A 21,481-nucleotide genomic window follows, 5' to 3' on the forward strand; every position below is an offset into this window, starting at 1 on the left:
CACCACCTGCGACGAGATCGCGAGCCGACTCCACCTCAGCCACGACCGGATCGACAACCTCCTGCTGGCAATGCTCCACGGAGTCATCCGACTCCAGGAAGGCTGAACAACACCGAACGAACACGCTCAGCAGCCCCGCAGAATGTCAACAACGTCATGACCCGACCCGCAGCAGCTCGTGCGCCAAGGGCCGGACCACGGTGCCTCGCGGATTGCCCTCGCAGCGGCAACGTCGGCAGCACTGGTCCGGTTCGCCAACGCGGCAGACAGAACCGCGCGGGCGGCTTCGAGTCGCCGCCCGGTGACGACGAGGCCGAGCTCGTCGAGCCGACAGACAGCAGTCAGATCAGCGCAGGCGAAGCCCGCAGCAGGGGTAACGTCGGGGACGTGGTCTGCAGATGTCATGGCGCGTTTAGCGTCCACTGCGCATATAGGCGCGGAGCGACAGCGGGAAAAAGATCACCAGCAGCGCGGCCGACCAGAGCAGGACGGCAGTCACCGGATGCGCGAGCGGCCAGGCCACGTTTCCGGACGTGACGCCCGGGTTGCCGAACAGCTCCCGGGAAGCGGTAGTGAGCGCGCTCACCGGGTTCCAGTCGGCCAGAAAGCGCAGCCAGCCCGGCATGCCGTCGGTCGGCACGAACGCGTTCGACAGCATCGTGAACGGCAAGCCCAGCGGCACCATCGCGTCCGCGACTTGTTCGTTCTTCACCGCCAGGCCCACGTAGACGCCCACCCAGCTCAGTGCATACCGCAGCACGATCATCAGCAGGAACGCCTGGGCCGTCGGGATCAGGCCGCGGTGCGGCTGCCAACCCACCAGCATGCCCGTGCCCACCATGATGGCTAGCATCAGCAGGCCGGTCAGCAGGTCGGCGCCGGTCTGCCCGAACGGCACCGCCAAGCGCGCCATCGGCATGGAGCGGAACCGGTCCATCACACCGCGGGAGGCATCGGCGGCCGTCCGCGTCATGACCCCCAACCACGCGGAGAAGGTCACCATCGCGAACAGGCCGGGCATGAGGTACTCGCGGTAATTGCCGCCGTCCGGCACCTGGATCGCGCTGCCGAAGACGTACCCGAACAGCACGACCATGACGGCTGGGAAGATCAGCGCCGCGACGATTTCGCCGGGAGCATGTCGCAGTCGTCCCAGCTCGCGGCCGACCAGGGTCAGCCCGTCGGCGACCGTCCACCGCAGCCGGTAGCCCAGCGAGAAGGCGAGGTCGGTCATCAGACCAGTTCCTTCCGGTCGGTGAGGCGCAGGAACACCTCGTCGAGGGTGGGACGGCGCAGCCTTACGTCGGCCGCAGCGACCCCGGCGCGGTCGAGCTCGCGCACGATGTCGGCAAGCCGGAAACTGCCGCCTGGCAAGGCGACGCTCACCCGGTCGGTGTCAGTTGTCGTGGGTTCGCTTCTGGCCAGGGCTTTCAGCACAGCCGCCGCGCGCTGCAGGGCGGCGGGGTCTTCGAGTTCGACATCGAGGCGGTCACCGATGGTGGCTTTCAGCTCGTCGGGGGCGCCGGTGGTGATTACCCGTCCGTGGTCGACGACGGCGATATCGTCGGCCAGTTGATCGGCCTCGTCCAGGTACTGCGTCGTGAGCAGCACCGTGGTGCCGTCCGCCACCAGTTCGCGGACGCTGTCCCAGATCTCGCCGCGGCTGCGCGGGTCCAGGCCGGTGGTCGGCTCGTCCAGGAATAGCACCTCGGGGCGCAGGATGAGGCTGGTGATCAGGTCGAGGCGACGCCGCATACCGCCGGAGTACCCACTGACCTGCCGATCGGCGGCGTCCACCAGACTGAAGCGTTCGAGCAACTCGTCGGCCCGCCGGTGCGCCTCGCGCCGGGAGAGGTGGGACAGCCGGCCGAACATGCGCAGGTTGCCGCGGCCGGTGAGCTTCTCGTCCACGGCGGCGTGCTGGCCCGCGAGCGCGATTCGCTCGCGCACCTCGCCGGCCTCACGTACAACGTCGTATCCGGCAATGCGGGCGGGCCCGGCATCGGGATCGGACAGCGTCGCCAGGATGCGCACCGCGGTCGTCTTCCCCGCGCCGTTCGGCCCCAGCACGCCGCAAACCGTCCCTCTCATGACTCTCAGGTCCAAACCCCGCAGAGCCTGGGTGTCGCCGAAGGACTTGTGCAGCCCCTCGGCGACCACGATCGGATCCGTCATCATCCCTCCTCTGGGTACGTTGTACGCGGTCTCCGATGACTTTAAATGACTGGGTACCATGTACGCAACCGGGAGGTGGGACGGTGACTGACGCCGAGTACGTGAACATCTGGATGCGACCCGAGCGCCCCGCCCGAGGGCCGAAGCCGGTCTACAGCCGCGCGCAGATCACCGAAGCGGCGATCCGGATCGCAGATGCCGAGGGACTCGAGGCCGCCACCATGCGGCGGATCGCCGCCGACATCGGCGCTGGCGCGATGTCGCTCTACCGGTACGTCCCGAGCCGTGAGGACCTGGTCGACCTCATGGCCGACCAGGTGATGGGCGAGATCGACGTCACGGGCATGCCCTCGGGCGACTGGCGCGCCGACCTGACCCGCTACGCCGACGGGCTGCGGGCCATGTGGATGAGACACCCGTGGATCGCCAGCGTGCAGCGGTCACTCCCCACCTTCGGCCCCAACCAGCTGCTGCTCATCGAACGGCTGATGGGAGTGCTTGACGCCTTTGTCCCCATCGACGAGAACCTTGACCTCGTGGCCCTGCTGAACAGTTACGTCGAGAGCACGGTCCGCGAAGAGATCAGCACGGCCAGGAAAGTCCGCCGCAGCGGACTCAGCGAGTCGGAGTGGATGGCACGGAGCCACTCGTACGTTGACCGGCTGGTGAAGAGCGGGGAATACCCGATCTTCACCAAGATCGTGATGGAGGCGCGCCAGCCGCACCTGAGCCGCGACGACCAGTTCCGACACGGACTCCAGCGCGTCCTCGACAGCATCACGGCGAGCCTTCCATCAAGGGACTGAGTCTCCTTGGGCTCCTCGGCTTGACCTCAAATCGACCGCTGGAAGCGGCGACACTGACGCAAGTCGGCGTTGACGGCATCGACGTCGCAGGAATTGCCCGCTCTGCTCGGCGGGGCATCAGGCGATTGAGATGCGCGGTAGGCGGCGACTGACGCGGCGATCCAGTTCTACACCCTCAACTGCGAAGGTCCAGTTATCCAGCCGCTCTCATTTACTGTGACGCCAACGATATGCGCGCACAGCGTTGGGAAACGCGAAAGTTCGCGGCTCGCCTGCAAAGCCGCTAATGCGGCGCGGACTCCAATCCTTCTCTATGTCGCTATCAATGCTGGCCACCGGCACCTAGTACTCCAGCCGTAGTTCGTGATCAGGCGCGGCAATCCCCTGAAACCGTAGAGACTTCAGCCTTGTTGTTTCGGTTTTGGCCGGGCCCTGCTGGCTTGGGTCAGGAGCTCACCAGGAGCCGGGGTCGAGGCTGGCCGGAGGCCGCCCGGAGGGCGTGGCCTTGGCGCTGGCGAGGACGAGGTCAGACTCGGTGTGCGGGTGCGGGTCGTTCATGCTGCGTGTTTCGGTTGGTGGTCGTGCGTGCGGTCGTAGTGGTGGGTGACTTCGTAGTCGACCAGAGAGCGCAATGCGGAGTGGCGCCGGTCGTGTGGATGAGTCCTCGATCCAGGCCGCGACGAGCAATGATCAGAACCTGTGGATGGCCCTCGGCGGGTGAACGCGAAGGAGCGCACCTTCCCGAGGAAGATCTCGTATCAACCAGATTCTGATCAGGACCGGCGTTGGCGCGCTGGTTCGGGAAGGTGCGCTCATGCTCAAGGTAGTCCACGACACCGAGGCGTCCAACGAGAACACGGCCGGTGGGTCGCTGCTCGACCAGATCGTGCGCGACGGCGCCAGGCAGTTGCTGGCGGCGGCGTTGCAGGCCGAGGTCGCCGCTTACGTCGAGCAGTTCGCCGACGAGCTCGACGAGGCGGGTCGGCGGCTGGTAGTCCGCAACGGTCACCATGAGCCGCGCGAGGTGACCACGGCGGCGGGCGCGATCCCGGTGCGCGCGCCGCGGTCAACGACAAGCGTGTCGACCCGGTGACCGGGGAGCGCAAGCGGTTCGCTTCGGCGATCCTGCCGGCGTGGGCGAGGAAGAGCCCGCGGGTGGCCGGGGTGTTGCCGCTGCTGTACCTGCACGGCCTCTCCTCCTCCGACTTCGAGCCGGCGTTGGAGCAGTTCCTCGGATCCGGCGCTGGCCTGTCGTCGGCCACGATCACCCGGTTGACCAAGGACTGGCAAGACGAGGCGGCCGGGTTCAACAAGCGCTCCCTGGCGGGCACCGACTACGTCTACGTGTGGGTCGATGGGATCCACCTCAAGGTCCGCCTGGAGCAGGACAAGGTGTGCCTGCTGGTCATCATCGGCGTGCGCGCGGACGGCACCAAGGAGCTGGTCGCGCTCGACGACGGACACCGGGAGTCGACCGAGTCGTGGGCCGACCTGCTCCGCAGCTGTAAGCGCCGCGGTATGCAGGCGCCGGTGCTCGCGGTCGGTGACGGGGCGCTGGGGTTCTGGGCGGCGGTGCGTGAGGTGTTCCCCGACACCCGCGAGCAGCGGTGCTGGTTCCACAAGATCGCCAACGTCCTCAACGCGCTGCCCAAGTCCGCCCAGCCGGGCGCGCAGGCCGCGCTGGCCGAGGTCTGGAATGCCGAGGACCGCGAGCACGCCGAGGCTGCCGCTCGCGTATTCGCAGCCGACTACGGCACCAAGTGGCCCAAGGCGGCCGCGAAGATCGCCGACGACCTCGACGTGCTGCTGGAGTTCTACGACTACCCCGCCGAGCACTGGGTGCACCTGCGGACGACCAACCCAATCGAGTCGACCTTCGCCACCGTCCGGCTCCGTCAGCGAGTCACCAAGGGTCCCGGCTCGCGCGCCGCCGGCGTGGCCATGGCGTTCAAGCTCATCGAGTCCGCACAAGCCCGGTGGCGCGCGGTCAACGCACCCCACCTCGTTGCCCTCGTCCGCGCCGGAGCCCGCTTCGAACGTCGCAAACTCGTCGAGCGCCCGCCCAGCCCCACGCCGACCAACGCCCAAGCGGCATGATCAACCCAGTCAACGCCATCAGCATTAGGAACGGAGCACGTCGATGGACAACGGATCGGCGCACAGCATGGTCATGCGCTACTTCGACATGTGGAACACCGGTGACACCGCGATCGCCGACCAGATCCTGCACTCGCAATGGGTCGACCACGCCCACCCCGACGTCACCGGACCCGCCGGCGTCAAGCAGGCCGTGCAGACCATCCGGGCCGAGCGCCCGGACCTGCGCTTCACCATCCACGACGTCCTGGGCGACAACGACCTCATCGCCGTCGTGGGCTCGGTCGGCCGACCGCAGCAGACCACCGACTCGCCCGGCCGTCTAATCTGGCTGATCCGCCTCGTCGACGATCTCATGACCGAGATGTGGACCTACCAGCAGAACCAGCCATCACACTGAAGACTCATCCACAGTATTGACAATTGCTCGGCCGCGACCCGGGTGCGGGCCTGGGCTTTGGTGGTGAATTGCTCGAGGCTGCGTGGCTCGAACTCCACGGTGGAGTGCCAGGACTCGATCACGGCATTGTCCAAGGCCGAACCGACCCCGCCCATGGACTGGCAGATGCCGAGCCGGTTCAGGCGGCGCGGACGGTGTCGGCCGTGTACTCGCTGCCCTGATCCGTATGCATGATCACCTCGGCGATAACGTCCTTGTCGCCACGGACCGCGCGGCCATTACCAGCGCGTTGTAAGCGAGCTCGGCGTCGTGGTGCTCGCCGAGGGCGAAACCGACGATGCGGCGTGAGCCCATGTCGAGCACGCTGGCCAGGTAGAGCTTGCCCTCGTCGGTGGTGATCTCTGTGCCATCGCCGTACCACTTGCGGTTGAGTCGATCGGTGGCGAAGTCGCGGCCGATCAGGTCCGGTGCCCGCCACCGGCCCCGGCCCGCACGCGTGGTCCGCCGGCGCCGCCTCTTCACCCACGCCGCCAGTCCGATCTCACGCATCAGTTGCGCGACGGTGTCTCGCCGACTCGCCAGCCCTCGTCGCGCAGGTCGGCGGTGATCCGCGCCGACCCGTAGGTGGCGTGATGCTTGGCGAACCACCGAGCGACCGCAACCTTCAACTGCTCACGCCGCGCGTGCCGTGCCGAGGCGTCGCCTTGGCGCCACGTGTAGAACCATGCCTGGCTGACTCCGAGCGCCCGGCACGCGACCGCGTGCGGCGCCCGGTACTGCTCCCTCTGGGCGGCGATGAACCCGGCCAGAGGGAGCAGTCCCGGGTCATCGCGTCCTTGACCCAGAGGACCACCGGGCGCTTGAGCACATCGCGCTCCGTCGCCAGCTCCGCGTTCTCCCGCCTCAGCCTGGCCAGCTCGGCCCGCTCGTCCTCGCTCAACCGGCCATCACCGCCGTCAGCCGCTTGTCCTTGGCCACCCAGTTCGCCAACGTCCCCGCCTTCACACCCAGCTCACGGGCGACCTGCGCGATCGGCTCCCGGTCTCCCGGACGATCCGCACCGCGCCCTGCTGAACTCCTGATCAAACTTCCTTCGTGCCTCAGCCACCGCCCTCACCTCAAAGGAGATGTCTCCACCGCTACGAGGGGAAACCCACCTACTGGTGCATCTGCTGAGGCGGTCAGCGCTCGCGTAGTTGCTCCTCTAGGTAGCCACAGAGGCCTTGCAGCGAACGAGCCATCCGCCTCAGCTCGGCCCCACCAAGCTCGCCCGCGGCGCGCCGCCCAGCCTCGTCCCGGCGGTGACGGCCGCGCTCAACGAGTGCGTGCCCTGCCGACGTGAGCACTACCTCGTGCTCGCGACGCGACGCCGGAGAGGACTCGGCACGCAGCCAGCCGCGGTCCCGGCCTGTGGTGATGTGGCGGCTCACCGCCGCCGTTGTGAGGCCGAGGTGGTCTGCAATCGTGCGCTGCGAGACCGGCTCTCCACTGGCGAGGAGATCGAGGATCAGGAACATCGCCCGTCCGATCCCGACATCGGCGGCGAGGCTCCGGTCGGCGACTCGACGGCTGAGCAGATCCGCTCTGTGCACCCTCTCGAGGACGAGGCGATATGAATCATCAGTTGACATATTGATAGTTTACATGTTCATAATGGCTAGTCGCACTGCTGGAAGGAGATAGCTATGCTGACAGCCGACGAGATCCTGAGCCGCTATCGGCGCGCCATCATCGATCTCTCGGCGGACGATCTCGCCGAGCTGTACGCCGTCGACGCGGTCCACGAGTTCCCGTTCCTGTTCCCCGGCATGCCGGATCGCCTTGCAGGTCGCGAGCAGATCCGGGCTGCGTACCGCGCCGCCTGGGCGGCCAGCGCCGTACAGCCCCGCGAGCTTCTGGACGTCGCGGCCCACAGCTGCTCGGCCGGATCGGTCCTCGTAGTCGAGCAGGTCGTCGTCGGACAGCACCGGACGACCGAAGAGCCGTTCGAGCTACCCGGTGTCCTCGTCCTCCACATCCGCGACGGCCAGCTCGTTCGAGTCCGCGACTATCTCGATGGCCTCGCTGTCGCTCGTGCAGCCGGTCGACTCGCGACAGTCGCCAAGGCACTCGCCTAACCGGCTGCCGTCGCTGAGCCGGCACCCTCAGGCTGTCTGAGCAGCTGCATCCCCTCTCAGTGCGCAGAACACGCCAACGGAGATGTCCGCATCCCGCGAGGACCTGGCGTCGGACTCCACCCCGAGTGTGCAGGTGCACCCAAGACTCCGTGAGACGTACGTCGCGCGCTGTGTTGCCGGTCCGATGGCGTGGCGCGCGACTCGCTCGGTGAGATCGCAGTCGTGGTGGCGAACTGATTCGCATCCATGTCGTCGCCGCTGGGTGTCCCCCGACCCCCGACTCAGGGAGCGCGGTGGTCAGTGGACTTCCATACCAGAGCTCCCGGCGCTCGCACCGTCGGCTCGAAGCCGCCAGCACGCATCCCGGGCGCACCGCCTGGGATCATCCGGCTTGAGTGGCTTCGAGCCACGGGATCGGCTGGCGCCGGATTGCCGCGGCATTCGAGCGGACCGATCTGGTAAAGGTTGTCGGCGGAGGGGCTCGTTCACGCTCGTCCTCGGCCACGGTGAACGCTCCGCCAGGGACCCCACCACCGCAGTGTTCTTCGGCTTTGTGCTCGCCGCGTCGCGGCGGTGGCGTGCTGTCCTTGCGCGCCAAGAACTATGAAGGCCGCCAGGTGGATCCTCGCGAAGCACTCGTCGGAGCCGCACACCTCGTAGACATCGTTGCCTCCGCCGCCGCACCAGTGGCAGCCAGACTGAAGCACCTTCGCGCTGTCGTGGGCTGAATACCTTGTCGGTGCCGATCAGGCATATCTGCTTCGTCCGTCGACGCCGACAACTCGACCGACGCCTAACCCTGAAGATCGGCGCCGTTCAGCCGCAGTGTTTCCGCTACGTTCAGCCGAGACGGATCCGCGACAGTTCCACCCCTAGCGCAACGCTGACGGTCACCCAACTGCACGGGCTGGCCCCGTGATCGCTCCTAGTGGTCCCGGCCTCCCCGCTTGTCGCCCAGCCGATCACCTGCGCACCGACCCGGTCGCCGCCGCGCTCACCGACGCAGTCGATCGACGCCGACCCGCAACCGCGATGGTGTTCCACAGCGACAGAGGCTGCCAGTACACCTCGACCCAAGACACCAACCTGGCAAGGGATCCCGGCGTGACTTTGTCGGTCGACAGACGGGCCAATGCTGGGACAACGCCGTGGCCGAGTCCCTCTTCTCCACCCTGAAGGCCGAGCTCATCCACCGCCCACCTGGCCCACCCGCAAGGCCGCCGCTCTGCCCGCGGCACGATCTGACGAACAGGACCTTCCGGTACGTCGCCCGCGCACAGGTCGCGTTGCGCCGATCGCGTTCCTCGGCGCCGGCGCGCGTTGGACTTGACCGCGCGGCACGCCTTCCACGCAAACGCGAGCGCGATCTACAAACTACATCGAAGGCTGTACAACACCCGCCGACGCACAATACGAATCCACCATCACCGGCACGACCCAGCAGCTAGCCTGACCACACCCCACATCGACCCTGTCCGTCAACGGATCAATTCCAGGTATCATGAGGGCGGATCGACCCTGGATGTGTTGCCGCAGCCACGGTCACGACTGATCTGCGGTGCACACCTGTGAGGGTTGGAACCGCCTGAAGCCGCGAGCGAGGTAGTTCTTCAGCGCGTTTGGATGATCGTCGCTCGAGGTGTGCAGCCAGATCCGCTGCGCCGGGAGGGCCCAAATTCGCGCTACTGCCTCAGTGAGAAATGCGCCACCGAAGCCTCGGCCGATTAGTTCGGGCAACACACCGAAGGAGTCAATCTCGACGTCCGGGTGTCCCTGCATGTTGAGCGAGACGAGCCCAATGGATTCGCCGTCGACCGCCCCGGCCCAATGGCGCATGGCATTGTTGGCCAAATAGTCCATCCACTGCTGGCGATCCCAGCGGTGGCTCGGCCAAGCGAATTTACACCCAACTGCCAGAGTCAGGACGCGGACGACATCGCCCTCAATGGGCGTCAACTGGACTCGGTCGACGAGCGGTGAGGTCGCAGGCAGCAGTTCGCTCGGACGGGTCATCTCGAGGTACGTGAGCACTGGCACGTCGCCATCTTCGCACGAGCCTGGCGGTCGTTGCAGCTGCCAGCCGCCGCTACCCGCACCTTCGTCTGCAGACGCCGCAGGATGGATGCAACCCGCCTCGGGCAGCCGACGGCCGGCCAGCGGGCCGAGCGGATTCGCAGAACATGGCGATTTGATCCGGCGGTCGGCATAGCGCGCCCAGGTTCGGATGCCCTTGGCAGCCTGAAGGAAGGCCAATTGTGCGCTGTAGCCCAACCGCCGGCCAACCAGAACGGCGGCGCACTCAAGAATGAGCTCGCCGATGGCGCGGTTGCCGGCGCCGACAAAGGTTGAGGCCCAGACGCGGAGCCGGCCCGTGACGGTGTCAGGCGCGGGTGGCGATCCCGAGTCCATGCGGAACATCCAATGGCTTTCGGTATCCGCGCAGGTGTGGAGATTGGGCCGAGGCGACCTGCCGCGGGGTGAGCAACGCGAACGGCTCGGGAACATCAGTCGGGTGCTCGGGATGCCCAAGGACTTGTCGATGTAGTCGATGGTGACGCCCTTGACGAGCGGCTGGTGTAGAGCGACAGCATCTCGGCGACGCCATAGGGGAGTGACTCGGTGGCACCAGACGAGTTCGTGGATCCAGGCGAGCCACTGATCCTGGCTCAGCGGCGGACCCGTCTCGCCGACCGGTGCTGGATGGTGGCCGTGGTGTCGAGGCGCGCCTTCTTCGCGACGACTATGAACGTTCTCGTCGCGCTGCGCGTCGTTAGTCCCGTAGGCAGCCACTCATCAACATCCTCCTGCGTGCAGCTGGCGGCGGTGGACTGCAGCGGCGAGTGTGGATGCTGGCGACTTCCGAGCGACGCGCATGTCGGCACGTGATCCTCCTGTGAACTGGCCCTCGCCGCATGATTGCGCAGCATGAACGGGCTTTATGCCTCGGCAGCATCGGCTGCTTCCTGGATTACCGCCCCACCATCGCAGTGGGTTTGGTGCCACATGGGTCTGCTGCACGTATAGGTGACATCTGAGATGGCTTGCCGAGAGGTGGCTGGAAGGATGTTGCTGTGCCCAAGCCTTATCCACGTGAGTTGGGTGATGATGTCGTTCGCGTGGCTCGCGATCGGGGACCCGGAGTCACGGTCGAGGAGGTCGCCAAGGACTTCGGGGTTCATCCGATGACGCTGTTCAAGTGGCTGCGACAAGCTGAGATCGACGAAGGCGTCAAGCCGGGTGTGTCTGGTGGTGAGTCGGCCGAGCTGGGTGAGGCCCGTCGGCGAATCAAGCTGCTGGAGCAGGAGAACGAGGTGCTGCGCCGCGCGGCGGCGTACCTGTCCCAGGCCAGTCCTCCGGGAAAAGGCTCTACCCGCTCGTGAAAGGGCTGGCCGCCGACGGGATCCTCGTCGCGGTGACGTGCCGGGTATTGAAGATCGCTGGCCAGCCGTACTACCGGTGGCTGGCCAGGCCGGTCACCGCCGCCAAGCTCGAGCACGCCTATCGGGCCAACGCGCTGTTCGATGCCCACCGCGACGACTCGGAGTTCGGCTACCGTTTCCTGGTCGACGAGGCCCGCCATGCCGGCGAGCTGACCAACTCGCCATCAGCGTGTCGGTCTTGTGTCCGCGCCCAAAGCACGCACCGGCCCAGCCCGCCGTGTGCCTCTCCGCCCACCGCCACGGCGTTCTCCGCCGGGCCGCGGCGCTGGTTCGCCGACCACGGCGTCTCGTCGAACGCGTCCTGTTCGACAACGGGGCCTCCTACTGCTCGTCCGGCTGCGGCAAACTTTCTCCGACCCCCGCCTCTGCGCAGCCTCGTCGACCGGCTCACCTTCGGCGGCAACATGCTCGAAACTGGTACGAGTCCTACCGCCCCGCCCACAGCCGAGAACTCACTCCACTGACATCCGCAACCGACATCAGAACCGGCGAAGCGCGTGGAACGCTAGCGTTCAACTGCGATGCGGACGCCGAGGGCGATGAAGATCCCGCCGGCGGCGACATCCAGACCACGTCGTACTGCGCGGCGCCGGCGGAGCATGGACCCGATCCGGCCCGCCAGTACGCCCACGGTCCCGTCGACGAGGAACTCGAACACGACCAGGATTGCCCCGAGGATCGCGAACTGCAGCCAAACGTGCCCGCGCCCCAGATCGACGAATTGTGGCAGCAACGCGACCGTGAAGGTCACCATCTTCGGATTCAGCAGGTTGGTCGTAAGCCCTCGCACATAGGCCTGCCGACCACTGACCCGGGTCCGCCCGGTGTTCCCCGCTCCGTCCTCCCCCACATCGAGCTTGCCGCGACCGCGAATCGCCTGCACTCCCAGGTAGATCAGGTACGCCGCGCCGACGATGCGCACGACCGTGAACGCTGTCGGCACAGCCACGAACAGGGCAGTCAGCCCGGCCGCAGCCAACGCCACGTGGATCGTCTCACTCGTCGCCACGCCACAAGTCGCGAGCAGACCGGCGCGGGCACCACCCCGGATCCCACAGCCGAGGATGAACAACATGTCCGGCCCCGGCACGATCATCGCCACCGCCGTTGTCACCACGAACGCCACCAACAAATGTCCGTTCACCATGCCGCTAGTCTGCCAGCCGCTCAGCAGAGGTGTGCCGGTTTCCGGGTGCTGGATGCCGCAGACAGGCGCACCATACGGGACCTCGACGATGTGCTCCAGCGTAACGCCGGCGACGGTTCCGCGATCACAGGCGGGCAAGATCGAAGACGACGATGAGCCGCGGATAATGCTGGACGCAGCCGACCTCGACGTCGGTGAGGACGGCGACATGATCGATCCGTACGGCCCGGAGAACTACATGGACCGCCCGACGACTACCCGCAGACCCCCGCGGATTGCCTCCAACGACTCCTTCGCCAGCTGAGCAAAGCTTTTCACCGACCCCCGGCTCTGTGCAGCCTCGTCGACCGGCCCCACCTTCGGCGGCAACATCCTCGAAACCGGCACCGAGTCCAACCGCCCCGCCCACAGTCGAGAACTCACCCACTGACATCGGAACCGGCGAAGAAACTATCCCAGCCGGCATCCCCGACCGACACTCACCGACAAGCGACATCGGTTCTGACGGACAAAGTCAACGCGGGATGTTGGAGCTAGCCGCGCTTGGATCTTCTTGCTGCGGGCCGCAACCGAATGACGCCGGACCACCACAACCTTGTGATCTTCGGTCGAGCGTCCCATTTCGGCATAACTGGTGGACTGGCGCAGTGCAGAGACCCTGGCCTCGGCTGCGGGATTGGTGTGTCGGCGGTTGTGGTTCCGCGCGGGGTCTGATGGAGGTGGGGGTGTCTGTCCTGGGGTCGGGGGTGTGTTCCCAGGTGGCCAGGGTGTAGGTCCGTCCCTTGTCGGTGACGGTCTCGGGCTGTGTGGCGGTGACGACGAGACCGGCGGATCTCGCGACAGCGATGCTTGGCTGGTTGTCTGGTTCGATCTCCAGGATCAGCCGGGGTAGGCCGAGTTCTGCGTCTGAGTAATCGGTGATTGCGCGTAGTGCTCGTGAGGCGAGTGGCATTCCGCGGTGAGTGACGCCCACGATGTAGCCGATGCTGCCGGTGATGCAGTTGAGCAGGACTTCGCCTTGGGCCTGCTTGCCGTCGGTGGTGATTGCCCAGTGCCGTGCTGGTCGCGCTGTTGTTGTCATGTTCTGCGATGAGGCGCGCTTCGAGGACGACCGCGTCGGCGGTGAGTGCGCCGACTCTGAGCGCAGCGCCCAGGCCGGCGACGACCCGGTCGTGGTGCATGTGCCGGTGCAGCAGCAGAACCTCGATCAGTGCCCTGTGCCTGGCGGCGTCACCGTGGGCCTTGCGGGCGGCGGCCCACCACGCCTCATGGAGAGAGCAACATTGGGAGCCATCGGCAAACATCGATCAGCCGGGGCCGCAAATCAGCGGTCGAGAGTCGCGGCGGAGCTCGCTGGGTGTGCGACCACCAGGCTGCTCGACAAGGCGGCGTGGTCGCGGACATCAAGCCGCCGGACTACAGCCACACCGATGTCTACTCGACCGCCACGCATGCATCTCGCCGACAGGCCCGGGTTCGTTGCCGCGAGCAAGCATGGCGAGACCACATCCTCGCCGCCCACGCGAGGGCCTCCGTCCGGCATCGCACGGTCCTGTTCTCCGCAGGTGCCCTGGCCAGCCTGATCCTCAGCGTCTTTGTGTACCTGGTTGTCTCTCTCGAGCTCGTCGGCTCAGCGGACGCGGCGGCCCGGATGTCGAGTCGTTGCAACTCCGCGCCGACGTGTGTCATCCAGCGGCTACTGCGCCGCTTGTTCCGGGGCGTCAGGGTCGTCGCCGCCCAGGCCACGAGCGGTGAGCCCGGAAGCGGAGCAGTGTCGAAGTATCTGACTTCGAAGACGCGTTCGCTGAACTTCCAGCCGTACGCCGTACGCCGATAACGGTCGTGGACATTGCGTAGTTGTAGATCGAGGTACCGTTGCGCAGCCGGCCGAGCTCGCACACGTGGGCGCGGCCGGACGCAGTGTCACCGTCCAGGTGGATCGCACCCCGGCGAGTGGTCTGTACAAAGTACTCCCACCGCGCCCGCCAGTCGCTCGGTCCCGGCACGGATCTCCTCTCGGCCGGTTTGTACGACGTTGGCGTCAAGGATCCGGTACACGCCGTCGTCGGTGAACAGCGACACGAAGCGATCGTAGTCCCCCATCATCGCCGCGTCACTGAACTCACCGCGCAACGCCTCGATCTCCACCCGGTCCGCGAGGCCTGAAAGTCACTCATAGGTCTCCTCTGCTTCTTCAGAAGCCAATGGCTTCGCGGAGCAGCAGGACCGTGCCGCGCCCGGGCTGAAATTCTGCGTTGAGGATGAGCAGCCGGGTGACGGCGCTGGGCCACCCGTAGGCTGCCCGGGAGCGCGCGTCTTCGAGCGGAAGGCAATGGTCCTCGACGCGGCGCAGCGCGGTGCTCAGGTCGGGTACGACCTTCTGGGCACCGACAACCCAGATCGCACGGGCCGCGCCGCCGGCGTAGCCGGGCAACTGGCTTCCGCTGCCTGAGGCGACCACGAGGGAACCGGTTTCGGTGAGCGCGTGGACACTGCCCACGCTGACGTCAGGGCTGGCGCGCAGCCGCCGGATCTCGTCAGCCTCGGTAGCGCGGTCCATGGCCAGCGTGCGTGGCTTGATCGCGTCGTACCGCCCGCTGGCATTGAGGTCTTCTTCGATGCCGGACAGGCGCAGCGTCTCGCTGGCCCCGGTGAACACGCTCGCGCCCTCCGGAATCAGGTCTGTCGTGCGGGCACGCGCAGCGGCGGCGTCGTCCAGAATCTCCACGCTGAATCCATGTGCGGTCAACGCCATGGCTGCCCGCTCCAGACGCTGAGCGGGCGCTGGGTCGCTGAATGTGGTTGCCGTCATCGGGGTCGTCATGATGTTTGTGAGCTTCCTGTTCGCTGGATGATGTATCCGTCTCACCTGATCGACAGGACAGCGCGCCGGAATGTCAGACGGCGTACCCGACCTGACGTTCCGGTGCGCTGCCCTGTCGAACAGGAGAAGGGCGAAGGCAACCAAGGGAGCAGTCGACACGATGACCACACGATCCGGGCCAGGACAGGACCGGCCCGATCCCGGCCTGGACGCGATCATGAGCGAGCGGCGTCAGCTGATCAATCTCGCTTACCGGCTGCTGGGCTCGCTGGCCGAAGCCGAGGACGCCGTACAGGAGACGTACACCCGCTGGTACGCCATGTCCCAGCAACAGCAGGCCGCCGTCGACTCCCCCGGCGCCTGGCTGACAACAGTCTCCAGCCGCATCTGTCTGAACCAGCTCAGCTCGGCACGGGTCCGGCGAGAGACCTACGTGGGCGAATGGATCCCCGAGCCTCTGCCGGGGCATACGGAGTGGATCAGCGCTCGGCCGGGCGATGCGACCGCCGACCCCGCCGACCGAGTCACCCTGGACGAGTCTGTCGGCATGGCCTTCCTGGTCGTGCTCGAATCGATGACGCCGGCCGAGCGCGTCGCATTCATCCTGCACGATGTCTTCTGCCACTCCTTCGCCGAAGTGGCGCAGATTGTCGGCCGGACCCCGGCGGCATGCCGCCAGCTGGCCTACTCCGCCCGCCGCCGCCTTCGCCAATCGCAAGCGCCCGCGAGTCCGGCGGCCCAGCGTGCAAGGGTCGTCAGGGACTTCAAGCAGGCGTGGGAAGCAAAGGACATCGACGCCCTCATCGGTCTGCTCGACCCAGACGCCACGGCGATCGGCGACGGCGGCGGCCTCGCCATCACCTTCCTGCACCCCATCGAAGGTGGCGAGCAGATCGCGCACGCCTGGGTCGAGCTCGCCCGCCGGCGGCCTGGCAACGTGAGGTTCCTGGAGCGTGCGGTCAACGGTCAGCCCGGCCTGGTGGCTCAGCAGGACGGCGTCATCGTGACGGTGTTCGCCTTCGACATCGCGGGCGACCGGATCAAGCGCATCTGGGTAGTCCGCAACCCCGAAAAGCTCCGCCGCTGGTCGACGGGATGAGGCAGGTCTCCACCCCACCCTCGAGTCCGCTAACCACCGCCTGCCGGTCGTGATCCACGCGGCGTTGAGCGCGGCCGACGCCCGGTCATGGCGGGTGGTCGCACCACAAGAGCGTTGAGCTTCCCAGGCTCGGCCCGCGCCTCGACGCTCACGACGAGGCGCTCGCAGACGTGATACGCGATCAAGTCCCGCTGTACTCAGGCCGGCCGACCTGCTGCGCGTTCCGCCGACGTGATGACCAATGCCGGCGCTAGCACGCTGGGACTCACGGAGTCGAAGACATGACGTCGATGCGCTGGCTCGCGATTCCGGCACTCGTTCTGACCGGGTGCGGCGTTCCGCTGCAGTCGACGCCCTCCCCATCGAAACCTAACGACCCGAACGAGAAGGAGCAGCAGCCGGTTGACTCAATGAATCCCTAACCAACCCCCGCCTCAAAATCTTGACACGCAACGCGGCCGCCAGTCTGCTGAGCCCACAGATTCCTACCTGCGGCGGCGCACCCGCCGAGATGCGGCCACAGACGGCGAGTCTGGTCGGGCCGGACAAGCGCGGCCGAGAGGCAGTAACACTTCTCGAGTACGCCACCTGTGCTTACACCCATCTTGTCGCAACATGCCGGAGCGTCACGAACAACCCGCACGATTGGTCCAGCCACTGTCGACCAACCGAAACTTACGCATGGCAGCTGGATCCGGCCAGGTGCGGCGGTTGTGGAACGCAGCTTCGCCGACGCCCTCGGCGCGCGCATCGGCGGCTCAATCACCCTGAATGGCCGACCGTTCACTCTGCTGTCGCGCGGCAGTTGGCGGTCCGGTTACGCAGTTGCGCGTGGGCATACCGCGGTGGCCAGCAGATCGAGCACCTGCGGTAATGGACCGTGCGGGTCCCCAGTCCCCCAGGTTATCGAGATGGTGATCCGCCGCCGGGTGTCGGCGGTCGCGTACGACCAGGTGGAGTAACCGGGGGCGTCGCCATCGTGGCCGTAGACCGTGACCCCGCACGGCAGATGCACCAGCTTAAGACCGAGCCCGTAGTCGGTAGCAGGTAGCGTCGGCGTGGTCATTTCTCGCAGTTCTACCGGGCTCACCAGGCGCCCGCCGATGAGGGCGCTGAGGAAACGGTTCAAGTCGGCCGTGGTCGAGATCATCTCACCCGCTGCCCACGCCGCCGACGGGTTGATCTCGGTGACGTCGATCGGGCTGACCTGACCGTCAGACACCAGCGGCAGATACCCGTGTGCGTGCGGCCCGGGAATTCGGGCCGACGTTCCCGGTATCGAGGTCGCATGCAGGCCGACTGGCCGCAGGATCCGTCGTTCAATCTCGACGCCGTACGGATGTCCACTCACCCGCTGCACTACAAGGCCGAGCACGATGTCGTCAGTGTTCGAGTACCGCCACTGCGTGCCGGGCTCGAACAGCAGCGGATGGCGGGTCGCGAGCTTGAGCAGTTCCGACGGACTCCAGGTCTGGAACCGGATCTGTAGGTATGCCTCCGTATCATGCAACGGCAAGTCGTCAGTGTAGTTGTACAGGCCGCTGGTGTGGTTCAGCAGCTGGCGCAACGTGATCCGGCCACCAGCAGGTACGGCCCCGGGTAGCCATCGCTCGACGGTGTCATCGAGTCGCAAACGGCCTTCGGCGGCGAGTTGCAGCACTACTGTGGCCACGAAGATCTTTGTCACACTGCCTGCCCGGAAGCGCCCGCCAACCGGCACCTGCTTTGTGGTGCCAAGCGCCGCGACACCGCTGCTGGTCCGCCAGGTTCCGCGCTCATCGCGGACCTCGACCAACGCCCCCGGGGCACCGGCTGCGACGATCGCGTCGACGCCGGCCTGAAGATCGGGCCGGGTGGCACGCGTCGTACTAGCCTGCACTGTCATCGCGGACAATACCGCGATGGCCGCGGCAACGGCGGTTGTGCGCAGCATGATCCGCCACCATTTTGTCGTTACTCTTGTCGTCATTTTGCATCACGACTCCCTGCGGTAAAGTGGGTAATTCCTTGGCACACCTTCCTCGGATCATGGTCGGCCCGGTATCCGGAATCTGCTGAAATTTCCCGCCCTGCGCCCCGGAAATAGCTGGCGCGCAGGTCAGGGAAACCCTCAACGCCAGCCTGGTCGTCTGCATTTCCTGCAAGTAACCGCTGATCGGTCAGCAGCCGGCCAGATAGTCCGGCGACCAGTAGTCCGTTCAAGTCGAACCGGTGCTACCGCGGCTCGTCGGAGCGCTCAGAGGTCTGGCCACCTTGTCGCTAGCCGGCCGTACTCCTTTTGCGTTGTGCATCGCGAGCGGTGGCGAGGATCGCGCGTGTTGCCCGGACGAATTCACGGAGTCGGGGGTTCACGTCCCGGCGGCGCCACACGAGTCCTGATCTTACTGAGGGCATGTCGCTGATCGGGATGTAGGTGATGCCAGGTTGGCCGAAGTACTGCGCAAATGAAGGAACGGTGGGGTGGACGATCTGCCCGCGAGCGACGAGCGCCGTCACCTCATGGGGTGTCTTCGGTCGTCTGGTCGAGCGTCGAATCGCGCGGCCTGCCGGGGTCCGACGCGGTATGACGGTGTCAATCAGCTCCTTGGGCGAGTCTGTGATCGGCGCTACCGGGAAGTCAGCGATGTCCTCGATGGAAACTCGTTTCCGGCCGGCGAGTGGGTGGTCGTCGGCGACCGCGAGCACCATAGGTTCACGAGCAAGGACTGGGCCGACTGTCAGGTCCGGTTGAGCGATCGGCAACCGCGTGGCCATCAGATCAATCTCGCCGCGGCGGAGCGGGCCCAGTGGATCGGCGAAGAATACCTCGCTCAGTTCGATGGTGCATTCTGGATGAAGCCGCTCGAACTCCTCGACGATCGCCGTCAGGTGGCGTCCACCAGAGTTGGCCGCGAGCAACCCAAGGCGCAGACTCCCCCGCAGACTGCGGTAGGCAGCGCTCGTCCGCTCGAGCACGCTACGCAGTTCGTCATAAGGCGGATGAACCTCGGCGAAAAATCTCTCGCCGAGTGGCGTCAACGCAGCGCTGCGACTGGTCCTGCTCAGAAGCTCGCCACCGACTTTGTGCTCGAGGCCGCGCAGCATCTGACTCACCCGCGACGGAGAGACACCAAGTCGCTCCGCCGCCCGGGCGAAATGCAACTCATCCGCGAGCGTAAGGAAAACCTCGATCTCTCGCAATTCAACCGTTGACCACACCGTGCAGGAACACTACACGATCCGGTCGCTGAGCATCTATCCACGGGACGAGTCGTCCAGGCCGGGACTGTAAGAAGTTCGGCGTAACTCCCAATCGTGGGAGTAGATCTGATGACCGAGATGATGTCTGGGGTGGAGCATGTAGCGGAGCCGGAGCCGGGGCCTGAGCCCGGGCTGGATGGTCTGGATGAGCAGCTGGTCGAGCAGTTGGTGGGGCAAGCCCGGGCCGGTGGGCTGCAGCTGACCGGCGAGGGTGGGTTCTTGCAGCAGCTGACCAAGCGGGTGCTGGAGTCGGCGCTGGAGGGTGAGATCACCGATCATCTGGGTTATGACAAGCACGATCCGGCTGGCCGGGGAACGGGTAACTCCCGCAACGGTGTGCGTTCGAAGACGGTGCTGACCGATGTCGGCAAGGTGGATATCGACGTGCCGCGGGACCGTCAGGGTCGTTCGAGCCGAGGACGTGGCCAAGCGGCAGAAGCGGCTGTCGGGGGTGGATGAGATGGTGATCTCGTTGTCGGCCAAGGGCCTGACCGCCGGTGAGATCTGCGCGCACCTGGCCGAGGTGTATGGCGCGGAGGTGTCGCGGCAGACGATCTCGACGATCACCGACAAGGTGGTCGAGGGGATGGTCGAGTGGCAGAACCGGCCCTTGGATGCGGTGTACCCGGTGGTGTTCATCGACGCGATCCACGTCAAGGTCCGCGATGGCCAGGTGCGGCCGATCTACGTCGCGTTGGCGCTGCGGCCAAGGAACGGTCCACCGAATTCACCGAGGTTTGGGGCGGCCGCTACCCGGCGATCGTCAGGCTGTGGGACAACGCCTGGGCCGAGTTCGTGCCGTTCCTGGCCTTCGACCCCGAGATCCGCCGGGTGATCTGCTCAACCAACGCCATCGAGTCTGTCAACGCCCACATCCGCCGCGCGGTCAAAGCCCGCGGACACTTCGCCAACGAACAAGCCGCCCTCAAGTGCATCTACCTCGCGATCATGAGCCTGGACCCCACCGGCACCGGCCGCAAACGCTGGACCATGCGCTGGAAACCAGCACTCAACGCCTTCGAGATCGCCTTCGACGGCCGCCTCGCCGCCGGACGCAAAATAACCCCCTTCAACCCGAGTTACACCGTTCGATTGACAATCCCGACCAATGTAAAACAAGCATTACAGAACACAAGGCAATGCCGCGCTGATCAGGGCCATCACATAGCATTCGCAATCGCCGCGCCGGGCTGATCGCGATCGGGCAATACTGGCTGTGGTCCTTCTGCCCACTCTCAGCCAGCGAACGCTCACGCTTGAGACTCTTGTGGTTCGGTGCCGCCCGCCGCGGCACCGAACCGGCACTCAGTTCCACTAGAGCCAAGAGAGTGATTCGATGAGGGACACCTCCTCATGAGGTGCGACTGGTTGGGCACATCAGCAGCTCACCGCTGCGAGCGCGGTCGCAGGCTGTCGCCGTTCAGCCGTCGGCAGGCGCCGGAGCGTAGGCGGCGGACTGGACGCCCGTAGTGAAGGAGCGGGACTCCAGTAGGCGCAGCGGCACCTTATCTCCGCCGTCGGTGAAGAGGCGTTGCCCCTTGCCCACGATGACGGGGAAGATCAGCAGTGACAACTCGTCCAGCAACTGCTGTCGCAGGAGCCATTCGACGAGAGTGGCGCTGCCAGCGACGTTGATGTTCTTGCCCGTCTGCTGCTTGAGTGCAGTGATCTCCTTGCCGATGTCGCCGTTGAGCACGGTCGAGTTGTTCCAGTCGGCGCGGTCCAGCGTCGTCGAGGCGACGAACTTCGGCACGGTGTTCATGTACGCGGCCATCGGTTCCTCGGTGCCGCGCTCTGGCCAGGAGGCGGCGAACACCTCGTATGTCCGACGGCCGACTAGAAGTGCGTCGGACTCGGCCATCGACGCGAGCATCGTCTCAGTGAACTCGTCTCCCGCGTACGGCGGCACCCACGTCTCGGGCGCCTCCACCACGCCATCCAGTGACACGAAGAGTCTTGCGGCGATCTTCCTCATGGCTATCTCCAATCGGTCTCGTGGCCCATGTCGATGACGCCTGTCGAGGCGCTCCTCGCCGCTGTCCGGGCAAGAGGACCCTGTCGTCCGCCCACCTATGCGTCGATCGGACGCGAGCAGGATCGACAGTCCAGGCCGAATTTTCTGAGAGGTCTCCGTCG

Annotated in this window: 22 protein-coding genes and 4 pseudogenes; 11 read left to right on the top strand and 15 right to left on the bottom strand. The window is 66.1% G+C overall.

Annotation, left to right across the window (positions count from 1 at the left end; translation table 11 throughout):
• Positions 1–169: 169 nt before the first annotated feature.
• From E0H73_RS44770 to E0H73_RS44780, 3 genes and pseudogenes are all read right to left on the bottom strand, one after another.
• A pseudogene (locus E0H73_RS44770) lies at positions 170–405 on the bottom strand (ISL3 family transposase); the annotation flags it as partial.
• Positions 406–412: 7 nt separating this feature from the next.
• Complete coding sequence (locus E0H73_RS44775; RefSeq protein ID WP_131367320.1) at positions 413–1,234, bottom strand: ABC transporter permease; 822 nt, start codon at positions 1,232–1,234, stop codon at positions 413–415.
• On the bottom strand, positions 1,234–2,160 hold the full coding sequence (locus tag E0H73_RS44780; protein ID WP_337590356.1) for an ATP-binding cassette domain-containing protein: 927 nt from the start codon (positions 2,158–2,160) through the stop codon (positions 1,234–1,236). The genes E0H73_RS44775 and E0H73_RS44780 overlap by 1 nt, the downstream gene beginning before the upstream one ends.
• Positions 2,161–2,258: 98 nt before the next feature.
• Between E0H73_RS44780 and E0H73_RS44785 the strand changes: the two genes are divergently transcribed.
• The 3 genes and pseudogenes from E0H73_RS44785 (at position 2,259) to E0H73_RS44795 (ending at position 5,478) form a co-directional block, all read left to right on the top strand.
• Positions 2,259–2,981, top strand: a complete 723-nt coding sequence (locus tag E0H73_RS44785) for a TetR/AcrR family transcriptional regulator (protein ID WP_131367324.1) — start codon at positions 2,259–2,261, stop codon at positions 2,979–2,981.
• Positions 2,982–3,795: 814 nt separating this feature from the next.
• Positions 3,796–5,078: pseudogene (locus E0H73_RS44790) on the top strand (IS256 family transposase).
• A 43-nt stretch (positions 5,079–5,121) separates the two neighbouring features.
• A complete protein-coding gene (locus E0H73_RS44795) occupies positions 5,122–5,478 on the top strand; it encodes a nuclear transport factor 2 family protein (protein ID WP_131367326.1) in 357 nt (118 codons plus the stop codon).
• Positions 5,479–5,712: 234 nt separating this feature from the next.
• Here E0H73_RS44795 and E0H73_RS44800 read toward each other — a convergent pair whose 3' ends face one another.
• The 4 genes from E0H73_RS44800 to E0H73_RS44815 all read right to left on the bottom strand — a co-directional run bounded on the left by E0H73_RS44800 (position 5,713) and on the right by E0H73_RS44815 (position 7,109).
• A complete protein-coding gene (locus tag E0H73_RS44800; protein WP_131367328.1) occupies positions 5,713–6,027 on the bottom strand; it encodes a DDE-type integrase/transposase/recombinase in 315 nt (104 codons plus the stop codon).
• Positions 6,027–6,146 (bottom strand): IS3 family transposase, encoded by a 120-nt coding sequence (locus tag E0H73_RS46390; protein ID WP_165556165.1) that lies wholly within the window; start codon positions 6,144–6,146, stop codon positions 6,027–6,029. The genes E0H73_RS44800 and E0H73_RS46390 overlap by 1 nt, the downstream gene beginning before the upstream one ends.
• Positions 6,147–6,414: 268 nt before the next feature.
• Positions 6,415–6,564: a hypothetical protein gene (locus E0H73_RS46895; RefSeq protein WP_202867918.1), complete on the bottom strand. Its 150-nt coding sequence runs from the start codon at positions 6,562–6,564 to the stop codon at positions 6,415–6,417.
• A 95-nt stretch (positions 6,565–6,659) separates the two neighbouring features.
• Complete coding sequence (locus tag E0H73_RS44815) at positions 6,660–7,109, bottom strand: MarR family winged helix-turn-helix transcriptional regulator (protein ID WP_131367331.1); 450 nt, start codon at positions 7,107–7,109, stop codon at positions 6,660–6,662.
• 54 nt (positions 7,110–7,163) lie between these two features.
• Here E0H73_RS44815 and E0H73_RS44820 point away from each other — a divergent pair, with 54 nt between their 5' ends.
• Positions 7,164–7,595: a nuclear transport factor 2 family protein gene (locus E0H73_RS44820; RefSeq protein ID WP_131367333.1), complete on the top strand. Its 432-nt coding sequence runs from the start codon at positions 7,164–7,166 to the stop codon at positions 7,593–7,595.
• A 981-nt stretch (positions 7,596–8,576) separates the two neighbouring features.
• Positions 8,577–8,791 (top strand): annotated as a pseudogene (locus E0H73_RS47775) (IS3 family transposase); the annotation flags it as partial.
• 346 nt (positions 8,792–9,137) lie between these two features.
• Here the strand turns inward: E0H73_RS47775 and E0H73_RS46900 are convergent.
• Positions 9,138–10,385: a GNAT family N-acetyltransferase gene (locus E0H73_RS46900; protein ID WP_131367335.1), complete on the bottom strand. Its 1,248-nt coding sequence runs from the start codon at positions 10,383–10,385 to the stop codon at positions 9,138–9,140.
• A 281-nt stretch (positions 10,386–10,666) separates the two neighbouring features.
• Between E0H73_RS46900 and E0H73_RS44830 the strand changes: the two genes are divergently transcribed.
• Positions 10,667–10,975 (top strand): transposase, encoded by a 309-nt coding sequence (locus tag E0H73_RS44830; RefSeq protein WP_131367337.1) that lies wholly within the window; start codon positions 10,667–10,669, stop codon positions 10,973–10,975.
• Positions 10,976–11,022: 47 nt separating this feature from the next.
• Positions 11,023–11,499: a hypothetical protein gene (locus tag E0H73_RS46905; RefSeq protein ID WP_202867919.1), complete on the top strand. Its 477-nt coding sequence runs from the start codon at positions 11,023–11,025 to the stop codon at positions 11,497–11,499.
• 41 nt (positions 11,500–11,540) lie between these two features.
• Here E0H73_RS46905 and E0H73_RS44840 read toward each other — a convergent pair whose 3' ends face one another.
• Positions 11,541–12,182: a LysE family translocator gene (locus E0H73_RS44840; RefSeq protein ID WP_131367338.1), complete on the bottom strand. Its 642-nt coding sequence runs from the start codon at positions 12,180–12,182 to the stop codon at positions 11,541–11,543.
• Positions 12,183–12,348: 166 nt separating this feature from the next.
• Between E0H73_RS44840 and E0H73_RS46400 the strand changes: the two genes are divergently transcribed.
• Entirely contained in the window at positions 12,349–12,486 is a 138-nt protein-coding gene (locus E0H73_RS46400) for a hypothetical protein (RefSeq protein WP_165556166.1), read from the top strand.
• 210 nt (positions 12,487–12,696) lie between these two features.
• On the opposite strand, the gene E0H73_RS48610 is transcribed toward E0H73_RS46400, so the two are convergent.
• A complete protein-coding gene (locus tag E0H73_RS48610) occupies positions 12,697–13,263 on the bottom strand; it encodes a GNAT family N-acetyltransferase (protein WP_131367340.1) in 567 nt (188 codons plus the stop codon).
• Positions 13,264–13,539: 276 nt separating this feature from the next.
• On the opposite strand from E0H73_RS48610, the gene E0H73_RS46910 reads away from it, so the two are divergent.
• On the top strand, positions 13,540–14,019 hold the full coding sequence (locus tag E0H73_RS46910) for a hypothetical protein (protein ID WP_202867920.1): 480 nt from the start codon (positions 13,540–13,542) through the stop codon (positions 14,017–14,019).
• 86 nt (positions 14,020–14,105) lie between these two features.
• On the opposite strand, the gene E0H73_RS46915 is transcribed toward E0H73_RS46910, so the two are convergent.
• Both E0H73_RS46915 and E0H73_RS44860 read right to left on the bottom strand, forming a co-directional pair.
• Positions 14,106–14,330: a nuclear transport factor 2 family protein gene (locus tag E0H73_RS46915; RefSeq protein ID WP_202867921.1), complete on the bottom strand. Its 225-nt coding sequence runs from the start codon at positions 14,328–14,330 to the stop codon at positions 14,106–14,108.
• A gap of 46 nt (positions 14,331–14,376) precedes the next feature.
• On the bottom strand, positions 14,377–15,225 hold the full coding sequence (locus E0H73_RS44860) for an LUD domain-containing protein (protein ID WP_337590357.1): 849 nt from the start codon (positions 15,223–15,225) through the stop codon (positions 14,377–14,379).
• Between E0H73_RS44860 and sigJ the strand changes: the two genes are divergently transcribed.
• A complete protein-coding gene (gene sigJ / locus E0H73_RS44865) occupies positions 15,167–16,105 on the top strand; it encodes an RNA polymerase sigma factor SigJ (RefSeq protein WP_131367344.1) in 939 nt (312 codons plus the stop codon). The two genes, E0H73_RS44860 and sigJ, sit on opposite strands and share 59 nt — an antisense overlap.
• 817 nt (positions 16,106–16,922) lie before the next feature.
• On the opposite strand, the gene E0H73_RS44870 is transcribed toward sigJ, so the two are convergent.
• Both E0H73_RS44870 and E0H73_RS44875 read right to left on the bottom strand, forming a co-directional pair.
• On the bottom strand, positions 16,923–18,074 hold the full coding sequence (locus E0H73_RS44870; RefSeq protein WP_131367346.1) for a serine hydrolase domain-containing protein: 1,152 nt from the start codon (positions 18,072–18,074) through the stop codon (positions 16,923–16,925).
• Between the two features lie 290 nt (positions 18,075–18,364).
• Positions 18,365–19,303, bottom strand: coding sequence for a LysR family transcriptional regulator (locus E0H73_RS44875; RefSeq protein ID WP_131367348.1), 939 nt, complete (start codon positions 19,301–19,303; stop codon positions 18,365–18,367).
• 123 nt (positions 19,304–19,426) lie between these two features.
• On the opposite strand from E0H73_RS44875, the pseudogene E0H73_RS44880 reads away from it, so the two are divergent.
• Positions 19,427–20,407: pseudogene (locus tag E0H73_RS44880) on the top strand (transposase); the annotation flags it as partial.
• Between the two features lie 358 nt (positions 20,408–20,765).
• On the opposite strand, the gene E0H73_RS44885 reads toward E0H73_RS44880, so the two are convergent.
• Positions 20,766–21,320: a dihydrofolate reductase family protein gene (locus E0H73_RS44885; protein WP_131367350.1), complete on the bottom strand. Its 555-nt coding sequence runs from the start codon at positions 21,318–21,320 to the stop codon at positions 20,766–20,768.
• Positions 21,321–21,481: the final 161 nt, after the last annotated feature.

The sequence above is a fragment of the Kribbella pittospori genome (genome assembly GCF_004331465.1).
In the GTDB taxonomy this organism is placed as follows: Bacteria; Actinomycetota; Actinomycetes; order Propionibacteriales; family Kribbellaceae; genus Kribbella; species Kribbella pittospori.